Below are 19428 nucleotides of genomic sequence, written 5' to 3'. Positions count from 1 at the left end.
ACGGTACCGTTAGCCCGTGGCGGGTGGCTATGTCTACGACCAGAGCTTCGCCGACGAGAGGATCCGGCTGGCCGGCATCGAAAGCTTGTGGGATCCCGGAAGTCAGGCCCTGCTCGACGACGTCGGCATCACCGACGGCTGGCGATGTCTCGAGGTCGGCGCGGGCGGCGGCTCACTGGTTCAGTGGATGGTGAGCCGCGGCGCCACTGTGACGGCAATCGATATCGACACGCGGTTCATCGAGCCGATGGCCGGTGACATGGTCGACGTACGACGGGTGGACATCCGCACCGACGAGTTACCGCAGAACGAGTTCGACCTGGTCCACGCGCGTCTGGTGCTCGAACACCTCGCCGAGCGCCGGGAGATCATCGACCGGCTGGCGGCGTCGCTACGCCCGGCCGGGTGGCTGGTGATCGAGGACTACGACTGGACCGCCTTCGGATTCGAAGACGCCGATCCGGGTTTCGAGCGGGTGACCGAGTCGGTGATGGCGTTCATGGCGCAGGCCGGCTTCGACCCGCGCTACGGCCGGCGCGTCGTCGCCGACATGGCCGCCGCCGGGCTGGCCGACATTCGCGGCGAGGGCCGCGCCCGGGTGATCGACTCCGACTCCCCCGGCTTCGACTTCTTCCGGCTGTCGTTCGAGAGCATCCGCGACGCCGTCGTCGACGCCGGTTTGCTCTCCGCTGCCGATGCCGACGCGGCCGCCGCCCGCTTCGGTGAGCACACGCGTCTGCTCACGCCGATGATGGTCGCCGGAATCGGCCGCCGCTGAGCGGAATTCGGAGCTACAGGGCCCGCAGCAGTGACTTGCGCCCCTTCACCCGCAGTCGGTGCGCGGTGGATTCGCGCAACTCCTCGATGCGGGCCGCCATCTTCTCGCCCAGCTCGACCAGTTCGGCGTCGCTGATCTTCACCGAGGGCGGCACCGGGATCATGTCGCGCTCTTCCTCGTCGGCGTGCGCCTCCAAAACCGTTGCGAACGAATGCCATTCGTCCTCGTAGGTAGGCGCGCTCGGCGGCGTGCGCAGCAGCACCGAGAGCTGGTCGATGACCTGCCGATGTTCGGCGTGCGCGATCGCGATCAACGTGCTGGCCGCGGCCAACGCCGGGTAGTAGATGTCGTCCTCGATGCGGAAGTGGATGTCGAGTTCGACGAGCAGATCGTCGAGATAGTCCTGACGTTCCGGGGCGGTCGCCGGCGTCGAGTAGATCTTCTTGACCAGCCCCTTGAGCGTCTTGTGGTGGTCCTGCAACACGGTGTAGGCGTTCATTTGGCGGCCTCGTTTCGCAACTCGATCATCCCGTCGTTGATTCGCGTCTGGTAGCGCGGCAACGGTGCCGCCGACGGCCCTCGCAGTACCTCGCCGGAGCAGACGTCGAAGCGCGAGCCATGCCACGGGCACACCAGCCGGCCGCGATCGACCCAGCCGTCGGCCATCGGTGCGGCCAGGTGCGGGCAGAACTCGCCGAACGCCGCGATCTCCCCGTTGCTGCCGGTCCGGCACAGCACCAGACCGACCCCGTCGACCTCGATGCGCTGCGGCTTGCCGTTCTTCAGCGACCCCACCGGCAACACCGGCGTCCAGTCCGCCGTACGCAGCCGCCGGCCAGACTGGTCGATGCCGATTCCGGAGTCGAACACCAACGCGCCGCCCAGGTAGCTGCTGCCGGCCGTGATGGCGTAGCCCACCGCGCTGATCACGATGCCCCGGCGGTGCCGGCCGCGCCGCCGATCCACCCACGACGCGATGTACAGGCCCGTCGCCAGCAGGTTCAGCAGGCCGTGCACCGCGCCGATGCGGCGGTCTTCCTCGTGGGTGTGCTGCCAGTCCGCGACGCCGGTGACCGCCGAGCCCAGGTTCGCCACGATGCCCAGCCCCAGCGCGCGGGAGGCGAACCGGGACGCGTCGATGAGCTCGGATTTGGGCCGGCCCGGCAGCAGGCTGAGCGCGTCCAACCCCACCGTCGTGCCGATCGCGCCACTGGTCAGCGACGCCAGCGGCGGGTGAACCGGATGCCCGAGCCAGACGCCGTTGAGCGCGTTGGAGACTCGATCGCGGGCCCCGCCCAGCGCGTTGAAGGCGTAGCTGAGCAGGTGCTCGAACCGGTAGCTGGGCCGATCCAGCCATTCCTGATGTCCGATGAAGGACAGCAGTCGCGCCCCCCGCCTCTGCAACCGACTTTCCGGAGTGGCCTCGACCACGGCATCAGTCCTTCCTCAACTGCGGAGCCAAATACGCATAATGCACGCATGGCTTCACAGAACCCCAAGTAAATACGACAACACCATACGCATATGCGGTGCAGCGCCGTGACCAAGGTACCCGAACGGTCCGACAACGCGCTATTCGGGCGACGGTTCGCGCAGTGAATTCACAGGAGCCGTTAACTCGCCGGAAGCCTTGAGGCAGAAGGCCTTTCATCAACGGTAACGCACTCGCCATACAGCATCTCTGTGTAGTAGAGTAGCTTTCTGCACAGCAGACCACGTGAGGATGCCATGACCGATCACCGCCGCATCTTCGACGACGTGCGGCGCGGGATGATCCCCGCGCACATCTACAACGACAAAGAAATCTTCGAGCTGGAAAAGGAGCGGCTGTTCAGCCGGGCCTGGATGTTCGTCGCCCACGAGTCGGAGATCCCGCACGACGGCGACTACGTGGTGCGCCGCGTGCTGGCCGACTCGTTCATCATCACCCGCGATGTCGAGGGCCGGGTACGCGCTCTTTTTAATATGTGCCTGCACCGCGGAATGCAGGTGTGCCGCGCAGAAATGGGCAACGCCTCGAACTTTCGCTGCCCCTACCACGGCTGGACCTACCGCAACGACGGACGGCTCACCGGCCTGCCGTTTCACCGCGAAGCCTACGGCGGCGAAGACGGCTTCCCGAAAACCAACCAAACGCTCTTGCCCGCACCGAATCTCGCGACTTACAACGGCCTGATCTTCATCAACATGGACCCCCACGCCGAGCCGCTGGAGGACTACCTGGGCGACTTTCGGTTCTACCTGGACTACTACACCAAGCAGAGCCGCGACGGCCTGGAGGTCCGCGGCCCGCAGCGCTGGCGGATCAACGCCAACTGGAAGATCGGCGCGGAGAATTTCGCCGGCGATATGTACCACACCCCACACACGCACACGTCGATCGTGGAGATCGGGCTGTTCCGCGAACCCAAAGCGCAGAAGCGCAAGGACGGCGCCACGTACTGGGCCGGCCCGGGCGGCGGCACCACCTACAAACTCCCGCCGGGCGGCTTCGACGACCGCATGCGTTACGTCGGCTACCCGGACGCCATGATCGAGCGGGTCAAAGAGGTCTGGTCGCCGCGCCACCTTCAAGTGGTCGGCGAGGACGGCTTCATGATCTCGGCCGCGTCGTGCTTCCCGAACCTGAGCTTCGTGCACAACTGGCCCAAAGTGCAGGAAGGCCAAGCGGTTTTGCCGTTCATCTCGATCAGGCTCTGGCAGCCGGTCAGCGAGAACGAAACCGAGGTATGTTCCTGGTTCGCGGTGGATTCCGCCGCGCCAGCGGGATACAAGAAGGACTCGTACAAGGCTTATCTGATGTGCTTCGGATCGACGGGCATGTTCGAGCAGGACGACGTCGAGAACTGGGTGTCGCTGACCACCACCGCCGGCGGCTCGATGGCCCGCCGGCTGCTGCTCAACAGCAGGATGGGCCTGCTCTCCGACGACCGCCCCGTCGTCGAAACCTTGCCCGCCGCAGCATTTCACGGACCCGGACGCGCCCAGGTCGGCTACAACGAAAACAACCAGCGCGAACTGCTCAAGCTGTGGGCCAGCTATCTGGAGACGGCATGAAACCCCTGCCGTTCAACGACGATAGGCATCTGCAGGCCCACCAATTTCTGGTCGACGAGGCCTATCTGCTCGACGCCCAGCAGTACGAGGCGTGGCTGGACACCCTGACCGACGACGTCCACTACCTGATGCCGGTGCGGGTCACCACCGCGCTGGGCGCGGGGTTCGACACCTCGCCGGGGATGGCGCACTTCGACGAGAACAAGTACTCGCTCTCCCGGCGGGTGGCCCGGTTTCGCACCGAACACGCCTGGACCGAGGATCCGCCGTCGCGGCTGCGGCACTACATCACCAACGTTCGGACGTTCGCCTGCGAAGATGATGCCCATGTGGTCGTCGAATCCGCGGAGCTGCTCTTCCGCAGCCGCGGCGATGTCAACGAGTCCGCGCTGGTGTCCTGTGGGCGCCGCGATGTGCTGCGCCGCGAAGACGGCCAATGGAAACTGGCGCGCCGCACCATCATGGTCGACGAGTCGGTGTTGCGGATGCAGAACCTGGCGGTGTTCCTGTGAACGATGAAACCCTCACCATCGCAAACGAATTCGCCGAAGTCGAGGTGTGCCGCGTCGATACCCGCAACGGGTCGCGACTGCTGATCACCGCGCCCAAGTCCGGGCGGTCGATCAGCCTGGACGCGCTCGAGCTGGAGGCGCTGACCCGCCAGAACCCGCGCACTTTGGAGGCAATGGTGGGCAATACCGACGGGCCCCTGCTGCCATGACCGGCTGGCTGGACGGCAAACGCACACTGGTGGTGGGCGCCGGATCCGGCATCGGCCGGGCCCTCGTCGACGCCTTTCGTGCCGAGGGCGCCAAAGTCGCGGTGCTGGAACGGGATCCCGGCAAATGCGACGCGCTGCGACAGCAATGCCCGGACATCCCGGTAGTCGACGGCGACGCGATCAGCCGCGAGGACAACGAGCGGGCGGTAGCTACCGCTGTGGAGTCGTTCGGCGGCCTCGACACGCTGGTCAACTGCGTGGGAATCTTCGACTTCTACAAGGGAATCGCCGACATCGCCGCCGGCGTCCTCGAGGCGGCATTCGACGAAATGTTCCGCACCAACGTGCTCAGCCATCTGCAATCGGTGAAGGCGGCGCTGCCGGCGCTACAAGCCGGGAACGGCCCGTCGATCGTGCTGACCGAATCCACCTCCTCGTTCTATCCCGGCCGCGGCGGGGTGCTATACGTGGCATCGAAATTCGCGGTGCGCGGACTGGTCGCCACGCTCGCCCACGAACTGGCACCGCGGATCCGGGTCAACGGTGTGGCGCCGGGCGGCACACTGAACACCGATCTGCGTGGCCTGAAAAGCCTTGGTCTACAAGATGTACGCCTCGACGACACCCCCGACCGCGAGCACGACCTGGCCGCCCGCACACCGTTGAACGTCGCGCTCACCGGTCACGACCATGCCTGGAGTTTCGTGTTCCTTGCCTCCGACAGATCCCGCGGGATCACCGGCGACACCGTCCACCCCGACGGCGGATTCGGGCTATGACCCTCGACGAACAGCGCGCCCTGGTGGCATCAGCATGCCGGGTCGCCGCCGCGCGCGGACTGGTCGACGGCATCCTCGGTCACCTATCCCTGCGGGTCGACGACGAGCGGCTGCTGATCCGCTGCCGCAGCGACACCGACACCGGTGTGGCGTTCACCCGGCCCGACGACGTCCGGCTCATCCACTTCGACGGAAGCGCCGCGGCCGCAGGAGAACTCGACGGCTACCGGGTTCCCCACGAACTGCCGATCCACGTCGAAACCCTGCTCGCCAACCCGCAGTACCGCGCGGTCGCGCACCTGCACCCGCCCGCCGTCGTCGCCGCCGATCTCACCGGCATCACCATCCGGCCGATCTACGGCGCGTACGACATTCCCGGCGCCCGGCTTGCCCGTGATGGCGTGCCGGTCTACGAACGTGCGGTGCTGATCCGAAACAGCGGATTGGCCAAGGAAATGGTTGCCGCGATGCGCGGCCGACCCGTGGTGATCCTGCGCGGCCATGGGATCACCAGCGCCGCGGCCACCGTGCAGCAGGCGGTGTTGCAGGCCATCAGTGTCGACGCGTTGGCCCGCATGGCCTTGACAATCGTTTCGGCCGACGGTGCCCTGCGCGACATCGCCGACCGGGACTGGGACGACCTTCCCGATCTCGGGCCCGGTTTCACCGACGCCGCGTGGCGCCATGAAGTGGCCAGGCTGGGTGAGTAAGGACGGTCGAATGTCGAGTTGTTGGGCGAATTTTGGCCTATTCTCGCAATAACTCGACGTTCGAGGAAATCAGAGCTGATCGCCAATCTCCTTGGCCGCCTCCGTAAGTGCGGCCGCCACCGACGAATACTGCGACTTGGGTAGCCGCTGCTGCGGCGCCGCGGCATTGAGCGCCAGCCGAAGCCCCGGCGCCCGGGTCGGTATCACCACCGCGACCGATGCCACGCCCTCCTCGCTTTCCTCCCGGTTGACGGCGTAGCCCTGTTCGCGGACACGGGCCAGCTCGGCCTCCAAGGCGATGCGGCTGCCGATCGACCGATCGGTGATGCGCTCCAGGTTCTCCTCGGGCAGCAGCTGATGCAGTTCCGCTGTCGGCAGCTGGGCCAGCATCACCTTGCCGGTCGACGTGCAGTGCGCGGGCATGGCGCGGCCCAACCGGGACGCCACCCGCACCGCCGTCGGGCCCTCCACGGCGGCAACGAACCGGACCGCGGCGCCGTCGAGCATCCCGACATGAACTGTCTCGCGCAGCCGTTCGCTCAAGCCGCGCATCACCGGCGTCGCGGTGCCGGCGATGTCGATGCGGCCGAAGATCGCAAACGCCACCCCGGTCAGCGCCGGGCCCGGCAGATACGCCTTCGACACCGGGTCCTGCCGCACGAACCCGCGGTAGGCCAACATCGCGAGCAGCCGGTGCGCGGTCGACGACGCCACCCCGAGGTATCGGGTTGCCTCGCTCAACCGGATCGACGGTTGTTCACCCAACAGCAGCAACAGCTTCAGCGCGTTGTCGACCGACTCGATCGGATACTGCGGCGCAACCGTTTTCTGCATAGCAGAAACGCTACCTGCCGTAGCGTACGAACATGGCCGCGAAATCATGGGCAGCCGGCCTCGCAGTGGTGTTGGCGGCGTGCACGACGTCGGTGCCCGGACACCCAACGACCGTGCCGGGTCCACCTCCCGCGCCCCGAAAGTCGCTGGCGTCGGCGCGCGAGCTCCTGCTGCACGACGGCGACCGCACGCCGATGGGTCCCGCGACGACGGCCTCCCGCGGCGACGAGCTCTTCACCAGCGCTCGCCCGCCGGAATGCTTGGCGGCCCTGGTGTTCAAGGGCTCCCCGCTGTTGCCCGTCAACGCCTCCGATCACGCCGATGCGACCTATCGCGTCGGCAACTCGGCGCTGTACGCCGAATCGATCGACGTCTACGGCAGACCGCTGGACCCGCATGAGGTGGTGTGGAACGGCTTCAGCACGGTGTCCGCCTGCAGCAGCGACGCCATCGGGGTGGCCCCCACGGGTGATTCCGCGCCGATGCGCCTGCGCCGGTTCGCCGTGGCGGACGACGGCGTGCTGGTGTGGGCGATGACTGCGCCGGGGCGCACCTGTGACTACGGCCTGGCGGTGGTTCCGCGGGCGGCGCTGCTGATGACGGCCTGCGACGTCGAGAGCGGAATCGACATCGACGACTGGGCGTCCACCCGCCGCCAGCAGCTCATGTCCCGGGTCGCCTGAGGCGCTGGCTACCATCGGTCACGTGGCCACCGACCGAATTCGTCTACTGCTCGCCGATGTCGACGGCACGCTGGTGGACCAAGAGAAAAAACTGACCGACGCGGCGATCGACGCGGTGCACAAACTGCACGACGCCGACGTGCTGTTCGCCGTCACCAGCGGACGACCGCCCAAGGGCATGGCGATGCTGATCGATCCGCTTAAGCTGCAAACCCCGATCGCGGGATTCAACGGCGGCATCTTCGTCAAACCGGACATGACGGTCATCGAACAGAAGGTGCTTCCCGACGACCTCGTCGCACAGATCGCCGACGTGATCGGCTCGTTCGACCTCGACGTGTGGATCTATCAAGGGGCCGACTGGTATGTCCCCGACCCAGACGGCGCCCACGTGGACAAGGAGTCGAAAACCGTCCAGTTCGAGCCGAAGGTCATGACGGACGTGAAGGACCACACCGAGTCGGTCGCCAAGATCGTCGGCGTGAGCGACGACCACGACGCCGTCGCGGCGGCCACCAAGGCGGTGCAGGACCGATTCGGGGAGCACGTCGCGGCGTCGACGTCGCAGCCCTACTACCTCGACGTCACCCATCCGGAGGCAAACAAGGGCTCGGTCGCCAAATACCTTGCGGCGGAATACAAGCTCGGGCCCGAACAGATCGCGACCATTGGCGACATGCCCAACGACATCCTGATGTTCAAGCACTCCCGGCTGACCATCGCGATGGGCAACGCCGACGAGAAGGTGAAGAAGGCCGCCAAAGAGGTCACCGACAGCAACGACAGCGACGGTTTCGCCAAGGCCGTCGAGCGCTTCGTCCTGCCCGAAGCCACGAAGTGATGCCGTGCCTGTAGATGCCCTGTTGCAGTCGATCCCGCCGCTGACGGTGTACTTGATCGTCGCCGGCGTGGTCGGGATCGAGAGCTTGGGGGTCCCGCTTCCCGGCGAAATCGTGCTCGTCACTGCGGCACTGCTGTCGTCGCGCCATGAGCTGGCGGTCAACCCGCTGGGCGTCGGCGCGGCAGGCGTGATCGGCGCCGCGGTCGGCGACTCGATCGGCTATACGATCGGCCGGCGGTTCGGCATGCCGCTGTTCGACTGGCTGGGCCGACGATTTCCGCGGCACTTCGGTCCCGGCCACGTCGGTCTTGCCGAGCACATATTCGAGCGATGGGGCTCGCATGCGGTGTTTTTCGGCCGGTTCATCGCGTTATTGCGGATCTTCGCCGGGCCGTTGGCCGGCGCGCTGAAAATGCCGTATCCACGGTTCCTGTTCGCCAATGTTTCCGGTGCCGTGTGTTGGGCGGGTGGCACCACCGCGGTGATCTACTACGCGGGGATCGCGGCCGAGCGCTGGCTGGAGCGGTTCTCCTGGATCGCGCTGGTAGTGGCCGTGCTGGGCGGCGGCATCGCCGCGATCCTGCTGCGAAAACGCACCGCCCGGGCGATCGCCGAATTCGAGGCCGAGCACAGCGAAGAATCGGACCCGACAACCGCCCAGTAGCTTAACGGCGTTCACCCAAATCCTTAAGAAATTGGGCATGGACAGGGCGGTTGAACTGGTGTTATATAAATGTGATCCACAAATGCGACGTCTGTCTTCAGGCACGTAGGGCGGGCATCCTTCGCGACGCGAAGCGTCGTTCGAAAGGAGTTCACCATGAACTTTGCCACCGCCGAAACATCATTTCGCCACATGATGTTGAGCAGTCGGCTCGTCTCTGAGTTGGCCGATGCGCACAGCACGCTGCGGACCACTGTCGAACGCACCGGCCCGGCTGTAATCGTCCATGCCGGAGGCGAGGTGGACGCCTCGAACGAGGCCACCTGGCGTCACCTGTTGAGCGAGGCGGGCGCCGCCGCTTTCCCGCCTGGTGCGCTTGTAATCGACACCAGCGGACTGGATTTCATGGGCTGCTGTGCCTTTGCGGTGCTCGCCGAAGAGGCCGAGCGGTGCCGTCGGCGCGGCGTCGAACTGCGTTTGGTGAGCAATCAGCCGGGCGTTGCGCGGATCGTCGGTGCATGCGGGCTGAGCGAGCTGCTCCCCGTCGACGACACCGTGGACGCCGCGCTGTCGACATCGGTCGACTGGTAAGGCTTTCCGCCTAACGGCGAATGCGTTGGGCGAGAACTTCTTTCCCTGCTCCACTCAACTGGTTGAGCGCGTCTGGGCGAGCGGCCATCGCCATCAGCAGCGCCTCCCCCGGACCGGTGACTTCGGGTCCGCTGCCGTGGGACCAGTCCACGTCGGTCGCCACCAAACGCAGGCCCCGGGCCCGCCAGGCGCCCCGCACGGCGGGAGCACGCAGTGCGAAGTCCAACACCCGTTGCAGGCGCTCGGGTGGAATAACGCGCTCGATACCGAGCGGCCGTCGGATGTCCTGCTGGTGGATCGTGCCGTCGACGAGTGCGGGCATGCCGCCGAATGCCGACATGAGGCCGCGGGGAGGGATACAGACGTGCATCAACTCGGTGAGCTGTTCGGGCGAGCGAGTGGCGTACTCGGCGACGCCGATCGCGTTGACGCGATCGGGCACCAAGCCGCCTTTGAGGAAGCGCCGCACCACTTCCCAGCGGCTGAGCTCGTCGTAGCTGAGCACATGGGCGACGACGTCGCGCACCCGCCAGCGCTCGCACAGAGTGGGTTGCTCCCATTGCGCCGGTGACAGGCCGGCAAGCAGGTTCGCGAAGTCCCCGCGTTCCTCGCAGGCCATCTGCATGGTCTCGGTCATTGCACTGCGCCCGTGACGAGGTCGGCGAAATTCGCCAACGTGCCGGTCCAACCGGCCGGATCATCGAAGATCGCGCGCATCTGCTCGGTGGCCTCACCGTAGCGTTGCAGGTTGCGGTGACGCAGATCCAGTCGCGTGCGGTCCGCGCCTTCCGGGGTGAACGTCACCTCGACCTCGGTTTCGAAGTCCGGGTCGAATCGCCAGTCGGCGCCAATCTGCCAGAGCAGCACGACTTTTCGGGGCGGCTCCCAGGAAGCCACACGGCCCCACTGACATTCGCTGCCCTCGACCCCGCGCTCGAACCAGCGCCCGCCGCCGTAGGGCTCGACGACCACCTCAGCGAGCTCGGAGCTCCCGATCGAATGTTCTTTGGGCCAGAAGTCGGTCATCCGCGCGGTGAACAACTCGAACGCGCGGGCCTGCGTCAACGGCACGCTCAGCGTTCGGAAAACCTCGACGACGGTGGATTCAGTGCTCATCCTTGCTCCTTTCGGCCAGGATCGCGAAGTTGTCCAGTGCGGTCTCCCAAAACCGGTCGAAGTAGTCGCGCACCACCTGAAGCCCCGACTGGTTGATGCGGTACAGCCGCCGGGTGCCGGCAACCGATTCGACGACCAGGTCGGCGCCCTTGAGCACCCGCAAGTGCTGCGAGACGGCCGGGCGCGAAACAGGCAACTGGTCGGCCAGCACGCCGACGGAAACCGGGCCCGACGCCAGCTTTTCCAGGATTGCGCGACGGGTGCGATCTCCCAACGCATCCAGCACGACATCCGCCGACGCGGCCATATCGGTAAGTGTGCACGAACGGTAAGTAGCTGTCAACGGTTCGTGACGACTAACGTTTACGGCCCATCGGATCGGGACATCGTTAAGCCATGGGAAATTCACAAGTCGTCGTCGTCACCGGAGCAAGCGCAGGAATCGGTCGCGCCACCGCGCAACTGCTCGGTCGGCGGGGCGCCCGGGTCGGCCTGCTGGCGCGCGGCGAGACCGGGCTGGAGGGGGCGGCCAACGATGTGCGCGCGGCTGGCGGTGAGGCGCTGACAATCCCGACCGACGTCTCGGACTACGACGCGGTGGAACGGGCCGCCCAGCGCGTCGAGGAAAAGTTCGGGCGTATCGACGCGTGGATCAATGTCGCGTTCAGCTCGGTGTTCGCACCCTTCGCCGCAATCAAGCCCGAGGAGTTCCGCCGGGTGACCGAGATCAGCTACCTCGGCTTCGTGTATGGAACGATGGTTGCGCTCAAGCGGTTTCGGCCGCGGAACTCCGGCGTCATCGTGCAAGTGGGATCGGCGTTGGGAGACCGCGCGATTCCGCTGCAGTCGGCGTACTGCGGCGCCAAGCACGCCATCAACGGCTTCACCGAGTCGCTGCGAACCGAATTGATGCACGAGAAGAGCAAGGTGCGGGTCACCGTTGTGCAGATGCCGGCGGTCAATACGCCGCAGTTCTCCTGGGTGCTATCGCGTCTGGACAAGCATCCGCAGCCGGTGCCGCCGATCTACCAGCCGGAGGTCGCCGCGCGCGGGGTCCTGCATGCGCTCGACCATCCCCGCCGCAAGCAGTACTGGGTCGGCGCTAGCACCGTTGGCACGATCATGGGGCAGCGGATGGCCCCGGCGCTGCTCGACCGGTACCTCGCGCGAACCGGATACGACTCGCAGCAGACCGACCAGAAGGTCGAGCCAGACCGCTCGGCGAATCTGTGGGAACCTCTGGACGGCCCGGGCGGTCGCGACTACGGGCCCCATGGCGTGTTCGACGACCAGTCACACGGCCACAGCGCGCAGTTCTGGCTGACACGGCATCGGCGGTCGTTGCTCGGCGCCGGACTCTTGGCGAGCCTGTTTGCCGCATCGAGTTGGGCGCAGCGCCAGCTTTAAGCATTCTGTCCCAGTAGCCCCTCTGTCCTCGGTGGTTGCTGGCAGGCGTGGACGGGGCTCTGGATGCGACAGACCGGCTTTGGCATTCTGCCCCACCGATCACTGTAACCACTTGCGCCACTGTCGTTTTGCCTGCGGACCGCGGTAGCGCGAGTCCCATCCGCGTGATAGTATTAGAACATGTGTTCGAGTAGCCGTGAGGAGATCGTCGAGGTCTTCGACGCGCTGCAGGCTGCCATGAAGCGCGCGCTGGATCTGTCTTTCGAGGTGCTGACCACCCCGGAGTCGTTGGCCATGTTGGAGTGCTGCGAAACGCTGCGTCGCCAGCTGCCTGTTGTAGAGCATCCGTTGATCAACCAGCTCGCCGAGCAGGCCAGCGACACCGAGCTGGGCGGCACGCTGCGCTTTGCGCTGGCCGAACGGCTACGCATCACCCCCGCCGAAGCCTCCCGGCGCATCCACGACGCCGAAGAGCTCGGGGAGCGCCGGGCGCTCACCGGCGAACCGCTCGAACCGGTGTTGCCCGCGACTGCCGCCGCCCAACGCGCCGGCCAGATCGGTGCCGCTCACGTCAGCGTGATCCGCAGCTTTTTTGCCCACCTGCCCGGGTTCGTTGATGCCGAGACCCGCGAGCACGCCGAAGCCCATCTGGCCGGCCTGGCTAGCCAGCATCGCCCCGACGATTTGGCCAAGCTGGCCGCCCGGCTCACCGACTGCCTTAACCCCGATGGCGATTTCACCGACGAGGACCGGGCCCGCCGGCGCGGGCTGATGCTGGGCCGCCAGCAGCCCGATGGCATGTCGCAACTGAGCGGCTGGGTCACCCCGGAACTGCGCGCCACCATCGAAGCGGTGTGGGCCAAGCTGGCCGCCCCAGGCATGTGCAACCCCGACGACCCGGCGCCAGTGCTGGACCGGACACCCTGTGAGCAGACCGCCCAGCGTGACGCGCGCAGCACCGGGCAGCGCAACCACGACGCCCTGCTAGCCGGGCTACGGGGGCTGTTGGCGTCCGGAGAGCTGGGGCAGCACAACGGATTACCGGCCAGCATCATCGTCACCGCCAACCTGGGCGATCTCGAAGCCGGCACCGGACACGGCCTCACCGGCGGCGGATCACTGCTACCGATGTCCGATGTCATCCGGCTGGGCTCGCACGCGCATCACTACCTCGCGATTTTCGATAAAGGCCAAGCGCTGGCGCTCTATCACACGAAACGCCTCGCCTCGCCCGCCCAGCGGATTGTGCTCTACGCCAAGGATCGCGGCTGCAGCTTCCCCAGCTGCCCAGTGCCCGGCTACTACTGCGAAGCCCACCACTGCACCCCCTACGCGAAATGCCGCACCACCGACATCAACGACCTCACCCTGGGCTGCGGCGGACACCACCCGCTGGCCGAAGAAGGCTGGACCACCCGCAAAAACGCACACGGCGACACCGAATGGATCCCACCACCACACCTCGACCACGGCCAACCCCGCGTCAACCAATACCACCACCCCGAAAAACTCCTCCGGGATGGCGATGACGACGAAGATCCGTAGTGGCTCAACGCCTCCGGAGCACGGATGCCAACGCCCATGACGCACCGGCGCCGGCGACGGCAAGCCCGGCCAACGGTGCAGCCACCCTGGCGGCTCTGACGCGCGGCGACGGCGTCGGGCGGGCAGGCGCGGCACCCGCCATCACCTGACCCAGATGCATCGGCTTAGCCGCTCCGGCGTCGCTGATCTGTGTCTGGCAGGAGAACCCGTTGGCTACCACCAAGGCGCCGGGATTCTTGCGGATCGCCGGCAGCAGCGCTTGTTCGCCGCAATCCATCGAGATGTCGTATTTGCCTTCCTCGAAGCCCCACGAGCCCGCCAGCCCGCAACAGCCGCCGGTAACCGGCTCGACCTCAAGGCCCATCTTCTCCAGCACCTGCTGGTCGGCGTCGACGCCGCCGGTCGCCCGCTGGTGGCAGTGCCCCCACAGCAGCGCTTGCGTTCCCGATAGCCGCGGTACCTCGACGTCGAACTTAGAGAAAAACTCTGCGAAGTGATAGCTGTTGCGCACCAACCGATCTGCATCGTCGTCGTGCGGCATCAGCTTGGGCAGCTCGTCCTTGAACACCGCCAGACAACTCGGCTCCATCCCGACGATCGGCGTGCCGGCCCTGATCTCGTCGCGCAACTGCGTCAAGACGTCGCGCAGATAGCGCTCCGCCACATCCAAGAAGCCGTAGTCGTAGAGCGGTCGCCCACAACAGATATGCCCGCCAGGCATGATCACCCGCCAGCCGGCCGCCTCGATCGCCTCCACACATGCCACCCCGACGTCGGTGTGCAGCCGGTTGTTGAACGTGTCCGGGAACAGGATCACCCGCGGCCCGTTTTCATTGACCACCGGACGACCAGAAAACCAGCGCTGCAATGTCATTGGCGCAAACGTCGGCAGCGGCCGCCGCCGGTCAATCCCACCGACCAACTTGGCTATCCGCGACAGCACCGGTGTCTGGGTGGCAAAATTCGCCAGCTCCGGCATCGCGCTGGCCAATCGAGCCGCCTGGTCGATGAACCCGAACGCGTAGGCATACCGCGGCCGCCACCGGCGCAGCGACCGGAAATGGTGATACAGGAATTCGGCTTTGTAGGTCGGGATGTCCACGTCCACCGGGCAGTCGCTGGTGCAGCCCTTGCACGCCAGACACAGGTCCAGCGCGTCGGCCACCTCTGCCGATTGCCAGCCGTCGGTGATCACTTCCCCGCGCAGCATCTCGAACAACAGTCGCGCGCGTCCACGGGTCGAGTGCTTTTCTTCCCGCGTCACCTGATAGCTCGGGCACATGGTGCTCGTCGCCTCCGGCACCCGGCATTTCCCGACGCCGACGCACCGCAGCGCCGCATGCGAGAAGTCGCCGCCGTCCTGCTTGTAGGCGAACTTCACTTTCGGCCGCGGCGGGTTGTAGTCAGTACCCAGCTTCAGGTTCTCGTCGAAGCGATACGCGTCGATGACCTTGCCCGGGTTCATCTTCCACTCCGGATCCCAGATCAGCTTGAACTTGCGCATCGCCTCGATCAGCCGCGGACCGTACTGCTTGCCCAGCAACTCGGCGCGCTGCTGGCCATCCCCGTGCTCGCCCGACATCGACCCGCCGTACGACGCCACCAGGTCACCGGCCGCCTCCATGAAATGCCGGTAGTTAGCCAGCCCGTCCTTGTGCCGCAAGTCGAAATTGATGCGGGAGTGGATGCAGCCCTCCCCGAAGTGGCCGTACATGGCGCCGCGCAACCCATGGTCGGCATACAGCTGCTGCAGATCGCGGATGTAGTCGCCGATCCGGTCCGGCGGTACCGCCGAGTCCTCCCAGCCCGGCCAGTGATCGTCGCTGTCGACCGGGAACGCCGTCGACCCCAGGCCCGCTTCGCGGATCGACCACAGCTCGTCGCTGTTGCCTCCGTCTTGCTTGCTGCGGGCAAGCACAATGCGGTCCTCGTCGACATGCTTCTTCTTTTTCAGCCAGCGCACGAATTCCTCGGCGCGCGTGAGCGATTCGCCGGGCGAATCCGAACCGAACTGCACAAACAGCCAGGCCCCGGTCGCATCGGATCGCGGCAGCGCCTGCAGCCCGGAGGCGTTGGTGCCTTTGATCTTCTGATCGTGAACCAGCATATGGTCGACGGCTTCCAGCCCGATCGGCTTCCACGCCATGATGTCCGGGCCCGCGTCGCCGGCCTCGCCGGCGGTGTCGTAGTGGATCACCACCAGTGTGCGGTGCAGCATCGCCGGCGTCAGCATCAGCGTCGCGGTCAATGCCACCGCGCAGGTGCTCTCGGTGCCCACCAGAGCCCGCGCGACGTTGAAACCCTTCTCCGGCAGCAGTTCGTCGAGGTTGTAGCCCGACACCCGCCGCGGCAGCTCGTCCACCGACGGGAACCCCTTGCGGATGTCGTCGGCGTACTCGTCGCGCAAATCCCGCAGCGCCGCATAGATTTCGCCTTTACGGCCGCCGGCGGCGATGATCGCATCGAGATCCTTCTCCTCGTTGACGCCGACGGTGAACCGCGCTCCGTCATACGTGACGACATCCATCGCATGGGTGTTGTCGGAGGTCCGCGGCCCCGGACCGTACAGGTGGGCCTGGATGGAATGCACCCCGCAGGAGTTGTTTCCGATGTTGCCACCGATGGTGCAGCGCGAATGCGATGACGGGTCCGGCCCGAACACCAGCCCGTATTCACCGGTGGCCCGGTTGAGGTTCTCGTTGATCACCCCGGTTTCCGCGGTGACCAGGCGGCCCTGGGCGTCGATGTCGATGATGTCGGTCAGGTACTTCGAAAAGTCGATCACCACCGCGACATTCACGGTTTCGCCGGACAGACTGGTCCCGCCTCCGCGGCACAGCACCGGCGCGCCATAGGTGTGACACGCTCGCATCGTCTGCACGACGTCTTCGAGCGTCTTGGGCACCACCACCCCGATCGGGACCTGCCGGAAGTTCGACGCGTCGTTGGCGTACATCGCCTTGGTGCCCGCGTCGAATCGCACTTCTCCGCTGACATGCCGACGCAGCTGGTTTTCCAGCCCCGCGACGTTGACCTTGTCGACGGACGCCATCCCGGCGACAAACCGGGTGTCGGGCCGGGCAGGAACCGTCTGCGTCATTCGTCACCCTTGACGGTCTGCTTGATCGACTCGGTGAACTCGTGCATCTTCTGCTTGGCGCCCTTCTTGCCGATGCTGACGCGGTCGGGGTCTTTCATCACAGCCTTGGCCGTCTTTTTGGCCATCATCTTCTTGATGTGCGGCGGCACGGGTGGAATGTCTTTGTCCACCACCACTTCAAGTACCACCGGTGTGCTGGCCGCCAGCGCCCGGTCCCAGGCGTCCCCGATCTTCGCCGGGTCGTCGCAGCGAATCCCGGTCAAGCCGAGCAGGTTGGCGAACTCCGCGTAGGGAACGTCCGGAATATACTGTGAGCCTTCGAATTTCGGCTCACCACCCATTGCCCGCTGCTCCCAGGTCACCTGGTTGAGGTCTTCGTTGTTGAACACACAGAAGATCAGCGGCCCGTCGGACAGCCGATCCTTGTACCGCTTGACGGTGATCATCTCGGCCATGCCGTTCATCTGGAACACGCCGTCACCGATCAGGGCGATCACCGGACGGCCCGGATGAGCTAGCTTGGCGCTGATCGCATACGGCGTGCCCGGGCCCATCGTGGCGAGGTTGCCGGCCAGCGACGCGGCCATGCCCGGACGCAGCTTCAAGTGCCGCGCCCACCAATTCGCCACCGAACCCGCGTCGGTGGTCAGGATCGTGTTGTCGGGCAAGCGTTTCGACAACTCGTGCACCACCAGCTCCGGATTGAGCGGATTCGCCCTGTCGTGCGCCCGCTTGTCGAGCACACCCCACCACGTCTTCACTTCCTTTTCGATCTTGGACTGCCACGACCTGTCGTCCTTGCGCTGCAACAGCGGAATCAGCTCCTGCAGCGTCTCTTTGGAGCCCCCGACGAGGTTTGCCTCCATCGGATAGCGGGTGCCGATCATCCGGCCATCGATGTTGATCTCGACGCCGCGGCATTGGCCCTCTTTGGGCAGCCACTCCGTGTAGGGGAAGCTGGTGCCGATGAAGAACAGGGTGTCGGCGTCGGACATCATCGTCTCGCTGGCGGTGGAGCCGAGCAGCCCGATCGGTCCGGTGACGTAGGGCAGATCATCCGGCAAGACAGCCCGGCCCAGCGACGTCTTGGCGATGCCGGCGCCCAGCAACTCGGCGGCCTGGACCACCTCGTCGGCCGCCTCGGCGGCACCCTGGCCGACAACGATCGCGACTTTCTTGCCGTCGTTGAGAATTCCGGCCGCCTTCTGCAGCTCGGACTCGGGCGGAATCACCCGCGGTTTGGTCCAGCCCACGCCGGTGAACACCGCGCCGTGCATGCGCGGCGGCGACGGCACCGCATCGGCCTCCGCCACATCCTCCGGCAGGATGATCGTCGCCACCGTCCGGTTGTTCAGTGCGACCTTGCACGCCCGGTCGACAAGCTGACGCGCCTGCTCCGGCGCCATGCAGGTCTGGACGAAGTCCGAAGACACGTCCTTGTACAGCGAATTGGGGTCGATCTCCTGCTGATACGCCGCACCCAGGGACATCCGTTTCTGCTGACCGACAATCGCCACCACCGGCTGGTGGTCGAGCTTGGCGTCGTAGAGGCCGTTGAGCAGATGGATGGTCCCGCCGCCGGAGGTGGCCAGACAGCAGCCGATCTCGCCGGTGAACTTGGCGTGCGCGGTCGCCATGAACGCGCCCATCTCCTCATGCCGCGGCTGAATAAGCTCCGGGTCGCCGCCGGCCCGATCCAGGGCACCCAACATCGACAAAATGCCGTCGCCCGGATATCCGTATATACGGTGAATTCCCCACTCCCGCAAGCGATCAAGGATAAAGTCGGCAGTCTTGGGCATTGGTACTCCTTCGGAATCTATTGGCTTAGGAGGACCACCGGCATCGCCGCCGACTGCCGGTAGGGAACAACGGCGGCGGTAATGGATGCCACGGCGGCGGTGACGACGCCGGTGGTCTCAAGCGACGTGTACCCGCGAGTACGAGCGTCAAACGGTCGCTATGCCGCTGCGTGCGCTGCGAAGGTCGTCGACGAATGACGCGTAGTTATCCTGCCGGCGCTCGCTGCGGTCGCGCACAATCGCCGACGGATGAACGGTGGCCACCACGCGTGGCTCCGGCTCCAGTTGCATGTCCAGATCGACAGGCAGCTGAAGGACTTCGCCCCGATGTGCGGTGACCCGGAACGCGCTGCCGAGCAGCGACTGTGCCGCCGTTGCGCCCAGGCACACGATCACTTCCGGTTGCACCGCCTCGATTTCGCAGAGCAGCCACGGCTGGCACGCGACAACTTCGGTGCGGCTGGGCTTTTGGTGGATTCGCCGTTTGCCTTGCTTCCTGGTGAACTTGAAGTGCTTGACGGCGTTGGTTTGATACGTCAGGTCCGGATCGATGCCTGCGTCGTCCAGCGCACGGGCGAGCAGCCGCCCCGCCGGACCGACGAACGGCAGCCCCTCGATGTCCTCCCGGTCCCCCGGCTGCTCGCCGACCAGCATGATCGGCGCATCCGCCCGCCCGTGCCCGAAGACCGTCTGCGACGCGTCCTTGTACAGCGAGCAGCCGTGGCAGCTGCTTGCCGCGGCTTGCAGCGAATCCAGGCTGCGGTCATCGGGCAGATAGCGCGCCGCGCTGGTGGTCATTG

The 19428-nt window shown here is 66.0% G+C and carries 21 protein-coding genes; 12 read left to right on the top strand and 9 right to left on the bottom strand.

Annotated features, from left to right (window positions below; all coding sequences use genetic code 11):
- Positions 1-16: 16 nt before the first annotated feature.
- Positions 17-778 carry a bifunctional 2-polyprenyl-6-hydroxyphenol methylase/3-demethylubiquinol 3-O-methyltransferase UbiG gene (locus MFM001_RS11860; RefSeq protein WP_116375481.1) on the top strand — a complete coding sequence of 254 codons (762 nt, stop codon included), beginning with the start codon at positions 17-19 and terminating at the stop codon, positions 776-778.
- A 13-nt stretch (positions 779-791) separates the two neighbouring features.
- Here the strand turns inward: MFM001_RS11860 and MFM001_RS11855 are convergent, their stop codons facing one another.
- The gene (locus tag MFM001_RS11855; protein WP_062539944.1) at positions 792-1277 is read right to left on the bottom strand and encodes a hemerythrin domain-containing protein; all 486 of its coding nucleotides are present in this window, start codon (positions 1275-1277) and stop codon (positions 792-794) included.
- Complete coding sequence (locus MFM001_RS11850) at positions 1274-2209, bottom strand: Rieske 2Fe-2S domain-containing protein (protein WP_371685529.1); 936 nt, start codon at positions 2207-2209, stop codon at positions 1274-1276. The genes MFM001_RS11855 and MFM001_RS11850 overlap by 4 nt, the downstream gene beginning before the upstream one ends.
- 297 nt (positions 2210-2506) lie before the next feature.
- Between MFM001_RS11850 and MFM001_RS11845 the strand changes: the two genes are divergently transcribed.
- The 5 genes from MFM001_RS11845 to MFM001_RS11825 are packed head-to-tail and all read left to right on the top strand — an operon-like array spanning position 2507 to position 6045.
- Entirely contained in the window at positions 2507-3835 is a 1329-nt protein-coding gene (locus tag MFM001_RS11845; RefSeq protein ID WP_116375480.1) for a Rieske 2Fe-2S domain-containing protein, read from the top strand.
- The gene (locus MFM001_RS11840) at positions 3832-4347 is read left to right on the top strand and encodes a 3-phenylpropionate/cinnamic acid dioxygenase subunit beta (RefSeq protein WP_116375479.1); all 516 of its coding nucleotides are present in this window, start codon (positions 3832-3834) and stop codon (positions 4345-4347) included. The genes MFM001_RS11845 and MFM001_RS11840 overlap by 4 nt, the downstream gene beginning before the upstream one ends.
- Positions 4344-4556: a dihydrodiol dehydrogenase gene (locus tag MFM001_RS11835; RefSeq protein WP_116375478.1), complete on the top strand. Its 213-nt coding sequence runs from the start codon at positions 4344-4346 to the stop codon at positions 4554-4556. Before MFM001_RS11840 ends, MFM001_RS11835 begins: the two co-directional genes overlap by 4 nt.
- The gene (hcaB, locus tag MFM001_RS11830) at positions 4553-5335 is read left to right on the top strand and encodes a 3-(cis-5,6-dihydroxycyclohexa-1,3-dien-1-yl)propanoate dehydrogenase (protein ID WP_116375477.1); all 783 of its coding nucleotides are present in this window, start codon (positions 4553-4555) and stop codon (positions 5333-5335) included. Before MFM001_RS11835 ends, hcaB begins: the two co-directional genes overlap by 4 nt.
- Positions 5332-6045, top strand: a complete 714-nt coding sequence (locus tag MFM001_RS11825; RefSeq protein WP_116375476.1) for a class II aldolase/adducin family protein — start codon at positions 5332-5334, stop codon at positions 6043-6045. Before hcaB ends, MFM001_RS11825 begins: the two co-directional genes overlap by 4 nt.
- A gap of 69 nt (positions 6046-6114) precedes the next feature.
- Here MFM001_RS11825 and MFM001_RS11820 read toward each other — a convergent pair whose 3' ends face one another.
- A complete protein-coding gene (locus tag MFM001_RS11820; RefSeq protein ID WP_238159119.1) occupies positions 6115-6879 on the bottom strand; it encodes an IclR family transcriptional regulator in 765 nt (254 codons plus the stop codon).
- Positions 6880-6911: 32 nt separating this feature from the next.
- Here MFM001_RS11820 and MFM001_RS11815 point away from each other — a divergent pair, with 32 nt between their 5' ends.
- The 4 genes from MFM001_RS11815 (at position 6912) to MFM001_RS11800 (ending at position 9658) form a co-directional block, all read left to right on the top strand.
- Positions 6912-7562 (top strand): hypothetical protein, encoded by a 651-nt coding sequence (locus tag MFM001_RS11815; protein WP_116375760.1) that lies wholly within the window; start codon positions 6912-6914, stop codon positions 7560-7562.
- Positions 7563-7584: 22 nt separating this feature from the next.
- On the top strand, positions 7585-8403 hold the full coding sequence (locus tag MFM001_RS11810) for an HAD family hydrolase (protein ID WP_116375474.1): 819 nt from the start codon (positions 7585-7587) through the stop codon (positions 8401-8403).
- A gap of 4 nt (positions 8404-8407) precedes the next feature.
- On the top strand, positions 8408-9067 hold the full coding sequence (locus MFM001_RS11805; protein WP_116375473.1) for a DedA family protein: 660 nt from the start codon (positions 8408-8410) through the stop codon (positions 9065-9067).
- 156 nt (positions 9068-9223) lie between these two features.
- The gene (locus MFM001_RS11800) at positions 9224-9658 is read left to right on the top strand and encodes an anti-sigma factor antagonist (RefSeq protein WP_116375472.1); all 435 of its coding nucleotides are present in this window, start codon (positions 9224-9226) and stop codon (positions 9656-9658) included.
- A gap of 10 nt (positions 9659-9668) precedes the next feature.
- Here MFM001_RS11800 and MFM001_RS11795 read toward each other — a convergent pair whose 3' ends face one another.
- The 3 genes from MFM001_RS11795 to MFM001_RS11785 are packed head-to-tail and all read right to left on the bottom strand — an operon-like array spanning position 9669 to position 11081.
- Entirely contained in the window at positions 9669-10295 is a 627-nt protein-coding gene (locus tag MFM001_RS11795; protein WP_116375471.1) for a maleylpyruvate isomerase family mycothiol-dependent enzyme, read from the bottom strand.
- Entirely contained in the window at positions 10292-10774 is a 483-nt protein-coding gene (locus tag MFM001_RS11790) for an SRPBCC family protein (protein ID WP_116375470.1), read from the bottom strand. The genes MFM001_RS11795 and MFM001_RS11790 overlap by 4 nt, the downstream gene beginning before the upstream one ends.
- Positions 10764-11081, bottom strand: a complete 318-nt coding sequence (locus tag MFM001_RS11785; protein WP_116375469.1) for a helix-turn-helix transcriptional regulator — start codon at positions 11079-11081, stop codon at positions 10764-10766. Before MFM001_RS11785 ends, MFM001_RS11790 begins: the two co-directional genes overlap by 11 nt.
- 89 nt (positions 11082-11170) lie before the next feature.
- Between MFM001_RS11785 and MFM001_RS11780 the strand changes: the two genes are divergently transcribed.
- Together MFM001_RS11780 and MFM001_RS11775 are read left to right on the top strand one after the other, a co-directional pair.
- The gene (locus MFM001_RS11780) at positions 11171-12181 is read left to right on the top strand and encodes an SDR family oxidoreductase (protein WP_116375468.1); all 1011 of its coding nucleotides are present in this window, start codon (positions 11171-11173) and stop codon (positions 12179-12181) included.
- A gap of 180 nt (positions 12182-12361) precedes the next feature.
- Complete coding sequence (locus MFM001_RS11775; protein WP_116375467.1) at positions 12362-13726, top strand: 13E12 repeat family protein; 1365 nt, start codon at positions 12362-12364, stop codon at positions 13724-13726.
- Positions 13727-13730: 4 nt separating this feature from the next.
- Here MFM001_RS11775 and MFM001_RS11770 read toward each other — a convergent pair whose 3' ends face one another.
- The 3 genes from MFM001_RS11770 to MFM001_RS11760 form a co-directional block, all read right to left on the bottom strand.
- A complete protein-coding gene (locus tag MFM001_RS11770; protein ID WP_116375466.1) occupies positions 13731-16826 on the bottom strand; it encodes an FAD-binding and (Fe-S)-binding domain-containing protein in 3096 nt (1031 codons plus the stop codon).
- A complete protein-coding gene (locus tag MFM001_RS11765; protein WP_116375465.1) occupies positions 16823-18628 on the bottom strand; it encodes a thiamine pyrophosphate-requiring protein in 1806 nt (601 codons plus the stop codon). Before MFM001_RS11765 ends, MFM001_RS11770 begins: the two co-directional genes overlap by 4 nt.
- A 147-nt stretch (positions 18629-18775) precedes the next feature.
- Entirely contained in the window at positions 18776-19426 is a 651-nt protein-coding gene (locus MFM001_RS11760; RefSeq protein ID WP_116375464.1) for a UdgX family uracil-DNA binding protein, read from the bottom strand.
- Positions 19427-19428: the final 2 nt, after the last annotated feature.

This window comes from Mycobacterium sp. MFM001, assembly GCF_003402475.1.
Taxonomy (GTDB): domain Bacteria; phylum Actinomycetota; class Actinomycetes; order Mycobacteriales; family Mycobacteriaceae; genus Mycobacterium.
Note: the sequence above shows the minus strand (reverse complement) of the source record. Positions and strands in the feature narration are given on the sequence as shown.